General features: G+C 66.2%; 13 protein-coding genes. 12 read left to right on the forward strand and 1 reads right to left on the reverse strand.

The window, feature by feature from the left end; genetic code table 11:
* Positions 1-46: 46 nt before the first annotated feature.
* The 12 genes from ACQP1T_RS14510 to ACQP1T_RS14565 all read left to right on the forward strand — a co-directional run bounded on the left by ACQP1T_RS14510 (position 47) and on the right by ACQP1T_RS14565 (position 12835).
* A complete protein-coding gene (locus tag ACQP1T_RS14510) occupies positions 47-2302 on the forward strand; it encodes a SulP family inorganic anion transporter (protein ID WP_433760690.1) in 2256 nt (751 codons plus the stop codon).
* A gap of 70 nt (positions 2303-2372) precedes the next feature.
* On the forward strand, positions 2373-2798 hold the full coding sequence (locus ACQP1T_RS14515) for a TIGR02611 family protein (protein ID WP_433760692.1): 426 nt from the start codon (positions 2373-2375) through the stop codon (positions 2796-2798).
* Complete coding sequence (locus ACQP1T_RS14520) at positions 2795-3448, forward strand: (2Fe-2S)-binding protein (protein WP_433760694.1); 654 nt, start codon at positions 2795-2797, stop codon at positions 3446-3448. The genes ACQP1T_RS14515 and ACQP1T_RS14520 overlap by 4 nt, the downstream gene beginning before the upstream one ends.
* A gap of 380 nt (positions 3449-3828) precedes the next feature.
* A complete protein-coding gene (gene thrS / locus ACQP1T_RS14525; protein ID WP_433760696.1) occupies positions 3829-5880 on the forward strand; it encodes a threonine--tRNA ligase in 2052 nt (683 codons plus the stop codon).
* Between the two features lie 71 nt (positions 5881-5951).
* Positions 5952-6551: an HIT family protein gene (locus ACQP1T_RS14530; protein ID WP_433760697.1), complete on the forward strand. Its 600-nt coding sequence runs from the start codon at positions 5952-5954 to the stop codon at positions 6549-6551.
* A gap of 1 nt (position 6552) precedes the next feature.
* Positions 6553-7236, forward strand: coding sequence for a phosphatidylinositol phosphate synthase (gene pgsA, locus ACQP1T_RS14535; RefSeq protein WP_433760699.1), 684 nt, complete (start codon positions 6553-6555; stop codon positions 7234-7236).
* Positions 7237-7312: 76 nt separating this feature from the next.
* Positions 7313-8311 carry a phosphatidylinositol mannoside acyltransferase gene (locus tag ACQP1T_RS14540; protein ID WP_433760701.1) on the forward strand — a complete coding sequence of 333 codons (999 nt, stop codon included), beginning with the start codon at positions 7313-7315 and terminating at the stop codon, positions 8309-8311.
* Positions 8308-9432 carry a glycosyltransferase family 4 protein gene (locus ACQP1T_RS14545; protein WP_433760703.1) on the forward strand — a complete coding sequence of 375 codons (1125 nt, stop codon included), beginning with the start codon at positions 8308-8310 and terminating at the stop codon, positions 9430-9432. Before ACQP1T_RS14540 ends, ACQP1T_RS14545 begins: the two co-directional genes overlap by 4 nt.
* 92 nt (positions 9433-9524) lie before the next feature.
* Positions 9525-10568, forward strand: a complete 1044-nt coding sequence (locus ACQP1T_RS14550; RefSeq protein ID WP_433762202.1) for an NUDIX hydrolase — start codon at positions 9525-9527, stop codon at positions 10566-10568.
* A gap of 191 nt (positions 10569-10759) precedes the next feature.
* Positions 10760-10933, forward strand: coding sequence for a hypothetical protein (locus ACQP1T_RS14555; RefSeq protein ID WP_433760705.1), 174 nt, complete (start codon positions 10760-10762; stop codon positions 10931-10933).
* 265 nt (positions 10934-11198) lie between these two features.
* Complete coding sequence (gene pdxS, locus ACQP1T_RS14560; RefSeq protein WP_040692437.1) at positions 11199-12101, forward strand: pyridoxal 5'-phosphate synthase lyase subunit PdxS; 903 nt, start codon at positions 11199-11201, stop codon at positions 12099-12101.
* 239 nt (positions 12102-12340) lie between these two features.
* Positions 12341-12835, forward strand: coding sequence for a hypothetical protein (locus tag ACQP1T_RS14565; protein ID WP_433760706.1), 495 nt, complete (start codon positions 12341-12343; stop codon positions 12833-12835).
* A 304-nt stretch (positions 12836-13139) separates the two neighbouring features.
* Here ACQP1T_RS14565 and ACQP1T_RS14570 read toward each other — a convergent pair whose 3' ends face one another.
* Positions 13140-13766 carry a hypothetical protein gene (locus ACQP1T_RS14570; protein ID WP_433760707.1) on the reverse strand — a complete coding sequence of 209 codons (627 nt, stop codon included), beginning with the start codon at positions 13764-13766 and terminating at the stop codon, positions 13140-13142.
* Between the last annotated feature and the right edge of the window lie 44 nt (positions 13767-13810).

Below are 13810 nucleotides of genomic sequence, written 5' to 3' on the forward strand. Positions count from 1 at the left end.
GTCAACCGACCTCGGCGTTCGCGTCGAGTCGGCGAAGGAGAAGTCAATGGCTATTGATAGCGCTGTAGCCGCACCACCGTTACCGCCCACTGAACAGGGCAAGGGCCATCGCAGTTCCGAACCTCTGTCCGATCGTCTGACATCGATTCTGCGCCACGATCTACCGTCCTCCATCGTGGTCTTCCTGGTAGCGCTGCCGCTGTCCCTCGGCATCGCCGTCGCCTCCGGCGCGCCCGTCGCCGCCGGACTCATCGCCGCCGTCATCGGCGGCATCGTCGCTGGCACGCTCGGCGGTTCGGTGCTCCAGGTCAGCGGACCCGCTGCGGGTCTGACCGTTGTCGTCGCCGAATCCATCAACCAATTCGGCTGGCGAACAACGACATTCATCGTTGTCGTGGCCGGTGTACTGCAAATCCTATTCGGGCTCAGCCGGATTGCGCGAGCCGCATTGGCCGTCGCACCGGTGGTGGTGCACGCGATGCTCGCGGGCATCGGCATAACCATTGCGCTGCAACAGGTTCACGTGCTGCTCGGTGGGTCCTCGCGCAGTTCGGCCTGGAACAACATCACCCAGTTGCCGTCGCAGTTGTTGTCGCTGCACGGCGATGACGCGATCATCGGCGCGGTGGTCATCGCGATCATGCTCGGCTGGCGCCGGGTGCCCGCCAAGGTTCGGGTGGTGCCGGGACCGCTGGTGGCGGTCTTGGTCGGCACGGCGTTGTCGCTGGTGCTGCCGTTCGAGGCCGAGCGAATCGTGTTGAACGGCTCGCTGTTCGACGCCATCGGACTGCCGGACATTCCCAGTGGTAACTGGTCCGCGGTCGCGCTGATGATTGTGACCATCGCGCTCATCGCCAGCGTCGAGAGTCTGCTATCGGCGGTGGCCGTGGACAAGATGCACACCGGTAAGCGCACCAATTTCGACCGCGAGCTGATCGGTCAGGGTTCGGCCAATGTGCTCTCGGGTCTACTAGGTGGTCTGCCGGTCACCGGCGTGATCGTGCGCAGTGCCACCAATGTGCAGGCAGGTGCGCGCAGCCGCGCATCGGCCGTGCTGCACGGCTTCTGGATTCTGCTGTTCTCGGTCGTCCTCGCCGGGGTGGTGCAGCAGATTCCGAAATCCGCGCTCGCGGGTCTGCTGATCGTCATCGGTATCCAGCTGGTCAAACTGGCGCACATCAAGATGGCCAGGCGCACCGGCGATCTACTCATCTATGCCGTCACCATCGTCAGCGTGGTCTTCCTGAATCTGCTGGAAGGCGTAATCATCGGTCTGGCACTGGCTTTCGGGTTGCTGCTGTGGCGCGTAGTTCGAGTCGCCGTGGCGGCCGAGCAGATTCCCGGTTCGCAGCGCTGGCTGCTCACCATCGACGGCTCCTGCACCTTCCTCGCGCTGCCGAAGCTGTCCGCGGAATTCGCGAAAGTGCCCGCAGGCGTGGACGTTACCGTCGAGATGACGGTCGACTTCCTCGACCACGCCGCCTTCGAGGCCATCGAGGACTGGGTTCGTCAGCAGGAAAGCAGCGGCGGCACAGTCGATTTCGTGGAAATCGGTAGTGCGCGAATGGCGCACGCGACCGCCGGTCCGCCCGCCCGCGGGTTCGGACGCGCGGTGCTCGACGAAATCCTCGGCCCGTGGCGCGGCGATGACAGCACTGCCGACCGGGTGACCTCAGGAGTCGCTGCGTACCACCGCAGCCATGCCCATGTCGTGCGGCCGCATCTGGACGAACTGCGTGACCGTCAGGATCCCGACACCTTCTTCCTGACCTGCGCGGACTCCCGAGTGGTTCCGAACATCATCACCAACAGCGGTCCCGGTGACATGTTCACCGTACGCAATGTGGGCAATCTGGTGCCGGACAGCGGTGACGCGTCGGTGGAGGCCGCACTGGTCTTCGCGCTCAACGAGTTGAATGTGCGGTCCATCGTGGTGTGCGGCCATTCGTCCTGCGGTGCGATGAAGGCGCTGCACTCCGGTACCGACGGTGGACCGGGAATCGGGCCGTGGCTCGCGCATGCCCATCCGAGCCTGGAGCGGTTCCAACTCGGGCATCCGGTGGCGCAGGCGGCCGCGGCCGCCGGATTCGGTGCGGTCGATCAGCTGAGCATGGTCAATGTGGCCGTGCAGTTGGAGACGCTGCACCGGCATCCGGCGGTGCGCGCGGCGATGGCCGAGCGTGCGGTGACGGTGTCGGGGTTGTTCTTCGATATCGCCAGCGCGCGCGTTATCGAGGTGACCGTCAACGGCCTCGCCCATATCGACGACAACGGCGCGCGGGACACGCCGGAACTCGTCTGAGCTGATGGCAGCTGGACCCGCCCGACCTCGCTCGGGCGGGTCCACGCATATCGCTCGTAGGCTGGTGGAGATGAGTGTCGAGTTGGAGTCCGAACCCACCCACACCGGATGGCGCGCCTTCCGCGCCCGGCTGGCCGCGCGGCCTACGCTGAACCTCGCCTACCGGATCGGGGTCGCGGTGGTCGGCATCGCGGTGCTGGTCGTCGGAATCCTGGCGATTCCCTATCCCGGACCCGGTTGGGCGATCGTCTTCGCCGGACTTGGCATTCTCGCCACCGAATTCGCCTGGGCGCGCCAGGCGCTCGGCTGGCTGCGTGACAAGTATCGGCAGGGTATGGCGTGGTACTCCGCACGAGGTCCGGCCATGCAGGTGTTCGCGGCGGTGGTGACCTTCGTTCTGGTGCTCGCGACACTATGGGTATTGGGAACATTCGGGTTGGTCGGCGGCTGGATCGGAGTCGAATGGCAGTGGTTGCGCAGTCCCCTGAAGTGGTGAACACGGTCCCCGGCCGCACCCTGACCGAACCGGACTGGCTGTCGGCGCGGATCGCGGAAATGGGCCGCTCATGGGGCACCACCGAACCGCGCGTCTCCGGCACGCTGTGGTGGTGCATGGTCGCATCGGCGCTGGTCGAGCAGCTCGCCCGCGCCTACGCGAACGAGAAACCCGCTCCGGAGCCGTTCTTGGACCGCCTCGACTGCGAGGTCCGTCCGGACGGTGGCATAGAACGCGTCCACATCCACTCCGCCACCGGCGTAGGTCTCGGTGCTGAACCACATGAGTCCGACGCCGCGCCGGGCCATGCCTGCGCGAAGGCGTTGCGGGAGACCTTGGCGGCCGTGATCGGTCCCGTAGCGGCGGTCTCCGGTGCGGGAGTGCCGTCACTCTGGGCGATTGCCGCCGATGCCATCGGTAACCGGGCTCTCGATGCGGGGAATCCCGAAGCTGGGACGCGGCTCGCGAGCGAGGTCGGCGGCAAGCTGCCGGTTCCGCGGTTCGTGGACGTCGAGGGGCGGACCTTTGTCCGCCGGATCTCGTGCTGCCTGGTCTTCGAGGTGCCCGGCTGCGAAATGTGCACCAGCTGCCCCAAGCGGCCCGCCGCCGAACGCGAGACGCTCCTGGCTCGGCTCGCCGCCGAAAGCTGATCGCCCGCAAGGTATTCGGCGTCGCACACGGATGCTCGCCCGCCACGATGGGTGGATGTCTCGCCTGGATGCGGCAGAAAACGCCGGACCGGCCCGATTGTGTACGTGTCGACTCACTGCCGGGAACACAGCATCGAACCCGAACCGCGAACGCGGCGGTCGCATGAGGCGAACCAGACTGCCCGATGTCACGTTCTGGTCTCGCGCAACTACACCGGCCGATCGGCGACGCGGCGATCCGAGTCCATCGACGCGGGGCCGCCAGGGTGCCGATAGCATGGTCGCGCCGGAGCAAATTCGCCTCCGACGATGACCCGTGGGCAACCGCCCGCACCAGCGCGGGAACACGCCCGCCAGCGAACGCCAAGGAGTCTCTCGCCGTGACCACCTCAGCACCTATCAGCCCTGTCGCCCTCGTTCGGGTGCCGGCCGGGACGACGGCGGGTGCCGCGGTGCGCGAGGCGGGGCTGCCGACGAAGGGGCCGGACACCATCGTCGTGGTGCGCGATGCGGAGGGCCTCAAGGATCTGTCCTGGACCCCGGAAACCGATGTCGAGGTCGAGGCGATCGCGGCCAACACCGAGGACGGTCGCAGCGTGATCCGGCATTCGGCCGCACATGTGCTGGCCCAGGCCGTGCAGCAGGAGTTCCCGGAGGCCAAGCTCGGCATCGGCCCGCCCATCAAGGACGGCTTCTACTACGACTTCCAGGTCGACCGGCCGTTCACCCCCGAGGATCTGGCCAAACTGGAATCCCGGATGAAGAAGATCGTCAAAGGCGCGCAGCGGTTTTCGCGCCGGGTGGTCGAGGTCGACGACGCGCGCGTCGAACTGGCCAAGGAGCCGTTCAAGCTCGAGCTGATCAGCGACAAGTCCGGTATCGACGATCCGGAGGTCATGGAGGTCGGCGGTAAAGAGCTGACCATCTACGACAACCTGGACCCGCGCACCGGCGAAAGGGTCTGGGGCGATCTGTGTCGCGGTCCGCACATCCCGACCACCAAATTCATCCCCGCCTTCAAGCTGACCCGCAGTTCCGCCGCCTACTGGCGCGGCGACCAGAACCGCGAGGATCTGCAGCGCATCTACGGCACCGCCTGGGAATCGCAGGAGGCCCTGGACGAGCATCTGCACCTGCTCGAGGAGGCCGAGCGCCGCGACCACCGCAAACTCGGCTTGGAGCTGGACCTGTTCAGCTTCCCGGACGAACTCGGCTCGGGTCTGCCGGTGTTCCACCCCAAGGGCGGCATCATCCGCAAGGAGCTCGAGGAGTACTCGCGCCGTCGCCACGTCGCCGCGGGCTATGAGTTCGTCAATACGCCGCACATCACCAAGGGGCATCTGTTCGAGGTCTCCGGTCACCTGGACTGGTACCGGGACGGCATGTTCCCGGCCATGCACCTGGACGCCGAGCTCAACGAGGACGGCACGGTCCGCAAGCCCGGCCAGGACTACTACGTCAAGCCGATGAACTGCCCGATGCACAACCTGATCTTCCGCTCGCGCGGCCGGTCCTATCGGGAACTGCCGCTGCGGATGTTCGAATTCGGCTCGGTCTATCGCTACGAGAAGTCCGGTGTCGTGCACGGCCTGACCCGGGTGCGGGGCATGACCCAGGACGATGCGCACATCTACTGCACCAAGGAGCAGATGCACGCCGAGCTGACCAGCACGCTGCAATTCGTGCTCGGTCTGCTCGCCGATTACGGCCTCGACGACTTCTACCTCGAGCTGTCCACCAAGGATCCGAAGAAGTTCGTCGGCTCCGAGGAGATGTGGGAAGAGGCCACCGAGACCCTGCGCAAGGTGGCCACCGATTCCGGACTCGAGCTGGTCCCGGATCCGGGCGGCGCCGCCTTCTACGGTCCGAAGATCTCCGTGCAGGCCAAGGATGCGCTCGGCCGCACCTGGCAGATGTCGACCATCCAGCTCGATTTCAACCTGCCCGAGCGCTTCGACCTGGAATACACCGCCTCCGACGGCAGCAAGCAGCGACCGGTCATGATCCACCGCGCGCTGTTCGGTTCCATCGAACGCTTCTTCGGCGTGCTCACCGAGCATTACGCGGGCGCCTTCCCGGCCTGGCTGTCGCCGGTGCAGGTCGTGGGCATCCCGGTCGCGGAAACCTTTGCGCCGCATCTGGATTCGGTGATCGAGCAGCTGCAGGACGCGGGCATTCGCGCACAGGTCGATCGCAGCGACGACCGGATGCAGAAGAAGATCTTCAACAACACCGCTCAGAAGATCCCGTTCATGCTGCTCGCCGGTGAGCGCGATGTGAACGCGGGCGCGGTCAGCTTCCGCTTCCGCGACGGCACCCAGGTGAACGGCGTGCCGGTCGCCGCAGCGGTGGCCACGATCGTGGAATGGATCGCGAACCGGGTGAATGCCTCGCCGACCGCCGAGGGTTTTGTGGTGAAGGGCCCGGTATGAGCGGTCAGGGCCCGGAGGAGGCAGCGGGCGTAACCACGGAGGGCCCCCGCGCATACCAGATCGGACAGAGCATGACTGAGCGCACGGTGCCGGACGGGCTCGCGGAATTGAACGCGGACTCGGACGAGCACGGGAGCATCGTGGATACCGGGGCGGGTGAGCCGGATCGGTTGCAGCGGCTGTGGACTCCGTACCGGATGTCCTATATCGCCGAGGCCGCGACTTCCAATCCGAAAGACACCACAGGCCACCCGTTTACCGATATTCCGAAAATGTCGGATGAGGACGGTCTGGTCATCGCCCGTGGCGAGCACGTCTACGCGGTATTGAATCTCTACCCGTACAACCCGGGGCACATGATGGTGGTGCCCTACCGCAAGGTGGCCAACCTCGAGGATCTGACGGTCGAGGAGAGCGCCGAACTGATGTCGTTCACCCAGCAGGCGATTCGGGTGATGAAGCGGGTCTCGCGGCCGCACGGTTTCAATGTCGGCCTGAATCTCGGTGGGGTGGCCGGTGGTTCACTCGCCGACCACCTGCATCAGCACATCGTGCCGCGCTGGGGCGGGGACGCCAACTTCATCACCGTCGTCGGCGGTGTGAAGGTCATGCCGCAATTGCTGCGGGAAACTCGGGCGCTGCTTTCGGCGGCGTGGAAGGAAGTCGAGTAGGGTGCTCAGCTTCTTCGGCCGCGAGACGTTCTCCAAAGCGACTGCGCCGCTGGGCAGAGCGCTTGTCAGTACCGGACTCACCCCCGACGCCGTGACGGTGATCGGCACCGTCGCTTCGATCGCGGCCGCGGTCACGCTGTTCCCGACCGGACATCTGTTCTGGGGAACCATGGTGATCTGGCTGTTCGTCATGTTCGACATGCTCGACGGCGCCATGGCGAGAGCGCGCGGTGGCGGCACGAAATACGGTGCGGTGCTCGACGCCACCTGCGACCGGGTGGCCGACGGCGCCATTTTCGCCGGGTTGGCCTGGTGGGCGGTGTATCACGAGCACAGTGGGCCGCTGCTCTCCGCCACGCTGGTGGTTCTGGTTACCTCCCAGGTGATTTCGTACGCCAAGGCGCGCGCCGAGGCGAGCGGCCTATCCGCGGACGGTGGACTCATCGAGCGGCCGGATCGGCTGATCATTGTGTTGGTCGGCGCCGGATTGACCGGTATCGGCGGGTATTGGGGGATCGAATGGCTGACCTGGGCCGTGCACGTGGCGATGTGGATTCTGGCGGTGTTGAGCATTATCACGGTGTTCCAGCGGATATTGGCGGTCCGGAATTCGCCCGGCGCGCGGGACGTGATTCCGCCCGCGCCGCCGCAGAATCCGGCGGACGCGACGGAGTTGCCCTCGTGAGCGAGCGTCAGCGAGTGAACCATCAGCACAGTGCGCCTTCACGTACGACGGAGCCGAGCGCCAGCGAGGCGCGGTCGTGAGTTCGCAGTCCGAAGGCGTCGGCTCGCGGATCAAGTCCGGACTGACGGATTGGGCCTATGCGGCGGGTTGGCGGGTTGTGCGCGCGCTGCCCGAATCGACGGCGCGGCGGGCCTTCGATTGGGGCGGCAATCGCCTCGCGGACAAGGCGAATCGTGCCTTCCGTGCCGGTGGCGAGCCGAATCAGTTGCGGCGCAATCTCTCTCGCGTGCTGGGTGTGAGTCCGGCCGAAGTGCCCGACGAGCTGATCCGCGCGAGCATGCGGTCCTATGCCCGGTACTGGCGCGAAGCGTTCCGACTGCCGACGATGGATCACTCGGCACTGACCGGCTCGGTCGTGGAAGGCGTGGAGAATCTGGATGCCGCACTGGCACGGGGACGCGGTGTGGTGCTGGCGCTGCCGCACTCCGGGAACTGGGATGCGGCGGGGGTCTGGCTGGTCGGCCACAGCGGCACCTTGGCGACCGTCGCGGAACGGCTGAAGCCGGAGTCGCTGTTCGAGCGGTTCGTCGCCTACCGGGAGAGCCTGGGTTTCGAGGTATTCCCGCTGACCGGTGGTGAACAGCCGCCGTTCACCGCGCTGGCCGCTCGGCTGCGCGCGAACAACGTCGTCTGCCTGATGGGCGAGCGGGACCTGACCGGTAGGGGTGTCCCGGTGACCATGTACGGCGAGCGCACCTGGCTGCCCGCTGGCGCGGCGAAGCTGGCCATCGAGACCGGCGCCGCGCTGATTCCGGTGCACGTCTGGTTCACCGTCGATGCCGATGGTCGCGAAGGCTGGGGGATGAAGACCGAAGCGCCGCTGGATGTTTCGGGTGGCGTCGCGGCGACCACCCAGGCGCTGGCCGACCGTTTCGCGGCCAATATCGCCGAGCATCCCGCCGATTGGCACATGTTGCAGCCACAATGGGAGCAAGACCTTTCGGCGCAGCGGCGAGCCAGGATCGCCGCGGCGCAGGCCGGTATGGACAGCGCCAAAGGGGAGACGACACCATGAAAATCGGCATGGTCTGCCCCTATTCGTTCGATGTCCCCGGTGGCGTGCAGGCCCATGTCGTGGAATTGGCGCGGGTATTCATCGAACGCGGCCACAAAGTGAGCGTGCTCGCGCCCGCGTCCGAGGACACGCCGCTGCCGGAGTTCGTGGTGTCGGCCGGTCGCGCGGTGGCGATTCCGTACAACGGTTCGGTGGCCCGGTTGTCCTTCGGTCCCATGGCCTACACCAGGATTCGGCGGTGGATCGACGGTAACGACTTCGATGTGCTGCACATCCACGAACCGAACGCGCCGAGTCTGTCCATGCTCGCGCTGAAGATCGCCGAGGGGCCGATCGTGGCCACCTTCCACACCTCGACCACGAAATCGTTGGTGCTGAGCACCTTTCAGGGAGTGCTGCGGCCCTATCACGAGAAGATCAGCGGTCGGATCGCGGTCTCGGAGTTGGCGCGGCGCTGGCAGGTTGAGGCGCTCGGTTCGGATGCGGTGGAGATCCCCAACGGTGTCGACGTGCCCGCCTTCGCCCGGGCGCCGATGCTGCCCGGGTATCCGCGCGCGGGCGGGACGGTGCTATTCCTCGGTCGCTATGACGAACCGCGCAAGGGGATGGAAGTCCTGCTCGGCGCGCTACCCGAATTGGTGCGCAGACATCGGGATGTCGAGATCCTCATCGTCGGGCGCGGTGACGAGGATCGACTTCGGCGCGAGGCCGGGCCGCTCGCAGGGCATCTGCGCTTCCTCGGGCAGGTGTCGGACGAGGAGAAGGCTTCGGCGATGCGCAGCGCGGATGTGTATGTCGCGCCGAACCTCGGTGGCGAGAGCTTCGGCATCATCCTGATCGAGGCGATGGCAGCCGGAACCGCCGTGGTAGCGAGCGAATTGGATGCCTTCCGTCGGGTATTGCGTGACGGCACGGCGGGAATGCTCGTCCCGGTGGGGGATTCGGCTCGACTCGCCGCGGCGCTGGACACCCTGCTCACCGATGACGTTCGCCGCGAATCCCTGATCCACACCGCCAACCAGGTAGTCGGCGAATACGACTGGCCGGTGGTCGCGGAACAGATTCTGCGGGTGTACGAGACTGTCACCGTGGGTGATACGCGAGTGCGAGCTGCCGGATGATGGTCTCGTGACCGCGTCATTCGCGATCAGGATGAGGTTCGGGCGGGTGCGCCGGCGGTTGTCGGCGATAGCAAGGTGAGGGCTGTTCGATGATTACCTTTTCCGCGACAACGGTTCTCGTACTCGCGCTTATCGCGGCGGTGGTCGTGGCGGTCGGTCTGTGGGCGGCCTCGACGGCCAACCGACTCGACCGGCTGCACGTGCGGTCGGATCAGTCCTGGCAGGCCCTCGACGGTGCGCTGGCGCGGCGGGCGGTGGTGGCCAGGTCGGTCGCCGTGGCCATCGCGGGCCCACATGCCGATTCCGCGCTGGTCGAGCAGGCCAGACGACTGACCACACTCGCCGATCGGGCCGAGCGCGCGGGCCGCGCCGACCGCGAAACCATCGAAAATCAGCTTTCCGCAGCACTTTCCACGGTCGATATCGGCCAGTTGCGCCCGCAGCAGGTCGCCGAACTCGCCGATGCCGAAGCCCGGGTGCTGATCGCCCGCCGCTTCCACAACGACGCGGTGCGCGACACCCTCGCCCTGCGCACCCGCCGCCCCGTCCGCATCCTGCACCTGGGCGGTACCGCGCCGCTGCCGACATACTTCGAGATCAGCGAACGTGCCACCCCGGCCGCCTCGACCGGCCTTGCCGTCGATACGGTTCGCACCTCGGCGCGCATCGTATTGCTCGACGAACAGGACCGCGTGTTGCTCATGCGCGGCAACGATCCCAAAACCCCCGATGTCTCCTTTTGGTTCACGATCGGCGGCGGCGTGGAACCGGGAGAGACCCTGCGCAGTGCCGCGGTGCGCGAGCTGTGGGAGGAGACTGGTTACACCGCGGATCCGGCTGCCTTGCGCGGTCCCCTGTGGCGGCGGGTCGCGGTATTCCCGTTCGACGGTGAACTCATCCGCGCCGAGGAGCTTTTCTTCGCTCTGCGCGTCCCGGCTTTCGACCCGAAGCCGGGAAGTCTGACCGCGGTCGAGCGCCGCAGCATCACCGGAAACAAATGGTGCACCGGGGCGGATATCGTCGCTCTGGACCACACCGGCGAAACCGTCTACCCGTACCACTTGGACCAGTTGTTGCCCGAAGCCGCGTCGGCCGCGTCGGCCGATTCCGATCCCGAGGTTCGCTCCATTCGTTGACCGGGATTGCCCGTGAGCGCCCATTCCTGCCTCGCTTGTACGGATTCCCGCTGGGTCGGCGCGAGTACGGCGCTCGAGCCCAGCGCCTCCGACAGTGCGCGATCAGCGTGCGCGCCTGGTTCTTTCGGCTGTGATGTGTTTCACGATCGTGATAGCGTCGCGACTGGATTGCTGCCGCCTGGGTAGTGCTGGTGGGGGAGCGCTACCGGGAGTTCTGGTGGTACTTCCACTGCAGTGAGATGGTCCGTTGGCGTGTGGAAGGTAAGCAGTACATGTCCTACCTGTTGTTCGATTTCCTGTTGCCGTTGTTGGGTCCGGGCGCTGCCGAGTACTGGGCGCAGCTCCTGGTGGTAGGCCCACTCTAGAACGAAACCCGGTATTCGCCGGGGCGGCGAGACAACGCGCCGACCCGGCGGATCCGTTTCCGCACAGGATCCGCGTTCGCGCCGCGGTTGTCAGCTCCCGAACACCTTCCGATAGGTCCAGTCGCCGCGGACGCCGCGCAGACACGCTGGTCGGGGCAAGGCCAGTGCCGCCCAACTGGCTATCAAGTGGCCTGATCGGCCCGCCTAGAATCGGTGACGTTAGTTCCAAGCGACCCGATTGGCGCACATGACTCAGGAGTTTGCCGTGACCACGCCCGAGACCACCAACACCATCGGCACCGCCCGCGTGAAGCGCGGGATGGCCGAGATGCTCAAGGGCGGGGTGATCATGGATGTCGTCACCCCCGAGCAGGCCAAGATCGCCGAGGACGCCGGCGCGGTCGCGGTGATGGCCCTGGAGCGTGTTCCGGCCGATATCCGCGCACAGGGCGGCGTCTCCCGAATGAGCGATCCGGACATGATCGACGGCATCATCTCCGCCGTCTCCATCCCGGTCATGGCCAAGGCGCGCATCGGCCACTTCGTGGAGGCGCAGATTCTGCAGAGCCTCGGCGTCGACTACATCGACGAATCCGAGGTGCTGACCCCCGCCGACTACGCCAACCACATCGACAAGTGGAACTTCACCGTGCCGTTCGTCTGTGGCGCCACCAACCTGGGCGAGGCGCTGCGCCGGATCACCGAGGGCGCGGCCATGATTCGCTCCAAGGGTGAGGCGGGTACCGGCGACGTCTCCAATGCCACCACCCACATGCGCAAGATTCGCGCCGAGATCCGCAAGCTGTCTTCGCTGCCCGAGGACGAGCTGTTCGTCGCCGCCAAGGAACTGCAGGCGCCGTACGAGCTGGTGCGCGAGGTCGCCCAGACCGGCAAGCTGCCGGTGGTGCTGTTCACCGCGGGCGGTATCGCCACCCCCGCCGACGCCGCGATGATGATGCAGCTCGGCGCCGAGGGCGTATTCGTCGGCTCGGGCATCTTCAAGTCCGGCAACCCGGCCGAGCGTGCCGCCGCCATCGTCAAGGCGACCACCTTCTACGACGACCCGGATGTGCTGGCGAAGGTTTCGCGCGGTCTGGGCGAGGCCATGGTCGGCATCAATGTCGAGGAGCTGCCGGTCGACCACCGGCTTGCCGAACGCGGTTGGTGAGCCCGCGTACCGCTGAACCGAATCGACGCCCGCGGCAAAGGGTTCGACCCACTGCCGCGGGCGTCGCTCGTCCTGGGCGATGACGAGGGGGAGATGCTGTCGCGGCCCTCACAGTTGTCTTATGCCCGCCACAGAGTTGGTGGCTAGCTTCGGAATTCGGTGCACATCGGCGGCCGTGTGGGCAGTTGGCGCGGCGCCGTCGGGGTCACGGACCTGTCCGAACGGCAAAGGATGATCAGTTGAAGCTTCGTAAGACCGGACGTATCGCGATCGCGGGTCTGGCCGCCGTGGCCGCGCTCAGCCTGTCCGCGTGTGGCAGCGATGACTCGAAGACCGCGACCACGCCGACCAAGACCTCCACCAGCGTCACGAAGTCGAATGCGAGCGTCCCGCCGACCCCGAGCGTCACCGACCTCAACGCCCAATTGCTCCGCGCGCTCGACCCGTCGGTGCCGAACTCGGACAAGCTGGACCTGGTGCAGGGTGCGACCGCGGATCCGGAACTGCCGAACCGCTTGGCGCAGGCCTACCAGCAGGCGGGCGCCAAGGCCGAGGTCACCGAGGTGAGCGCGTTCGGCGACGCGCTCAATGCCAAGGCGAAGTTCACCATCAACGGCCAGGAGAACATCGTCGATGTGCCCTTTGTCGCCGAGGACGGCAAGTGGAAGGTCGAAAAGAGTTGGGCCTGCACCATGTTGACCAATCTCGGTCAGCAGTCGACGGCCTGCGGCTGACCCTGATCCCGACCGCAGTGGGTTCGGCCGGGGGAGTGGGTGATTCGAGGCGGCGAGCACTACGCTCGCCGCCTCGCTGCGTCTCATATCGCGAATATCCTTGCCCTTTCTGAGGATTCGCATCCACTGCGGCCGGACGAATTCCTGGAAGTGGTTGGATTGCCGAAATGCAATACATATCGATACTCGGATATGCGCATTTAACTATATAAATGTCGACGTCGAGTTGGACCTGGAAATGGCTGTCTCCCAACAAAGATTGCAGAGGAGCGGAGGGCGGCCGGTGTTCTCGGATGGGTTACGACTATCGATGGGCGGTGTCGTCTATTCGGAGTGCCGGACGATCGGGGTGGTCCCAGCGGATGAAAAAGGTTGGGGCGCTGGGATTGTCGCGGTCATGGTGGAGCAGGGCGGGGATGGTCCACCGGTCATCGGGTGGGGTGCGGCGGTGTAGGGCGGGTTCGGACATGTCGAGGTGGACGGTCAGATCGAATTCGAGGCCGCGGCCCGACAGCATGGGACCGGCGACGAACAGGACGGTGTCGGGGGCGGCGGTGCGGATGGGGGAGCGGGCCGAGCGGTCGCGGGCCTCGTCCCACAGCGCGGGGAGCCAGCGGTCGTCGTTGCGTAGCGCGCCGATGACTTCGCGGTCGAGTGCGGCGTAGTCGAACCAGGCGGTGCGATAAGATATTTCGTCGGTGCGACCGAATTCCATGCGGAGCGAGGCGGGGCGGATGTAGTCGTGCAGTGCGACGACCTCGGCGGTGCGTCCGGTGTCGCGCAGTGCGGTGGCGATGCGGTTCGCGATCGTGACGGGTTCGGCCGCGTCGGCGCCGTCGACGGCGATCAGCACCCGCCCGGCCAGCTCGCGGACGCGGTTGACGACGAGTTCGACCAGGCCGTCCGGGGTGATCGGATCGAAATGCGGCACCGATCCATTCCATCAAACGATGCTCGCGAACCCGGTTCTGGGCG

It is taken from the genome of Nocardia sp. CA-135398, assembly GCF_050955845.1.
Lineage (GTDB): Bacteria > Actinomycetota > Actinomycetes > Mycobacteriales > Mycobacteriaceae > Nocardia.

What these genes read in the sequence shown, in the direction of transcription:
- ACQP1T_RS14515 (WP_433760692.1), top strand. Translation starts at nt 2,373, where the DNA reads ATGAGTGTCGAGTTGGAGTCCGAACCCACCCACACCGGATGGCGCGCC.
- ACQP1T_RS14510 (WP_433760690.1), top strand. Translation starts at nt 47, where the DNA reads ATGGCTATTGATAGCGCTGTAGCCGCACCACCGTTACCGCCCACTGAA.
- ACQP1T_RS14530 (WP_433760697.1), top strand. Translation starts at nt 5,952, where the DNA reads ATGACTGAGCGCACGGTGCCGGACGGGCTCGCGGAATTGAACGCGGAC.
- ACQP1T_RS14545 (WP_433760703.1), top strand. Translation starts at nt 8,308, where the DNA reads ATGAAAATCGGCATGGTCTGCCCCTATTCGTTCGATGTCCCCGGTGGC.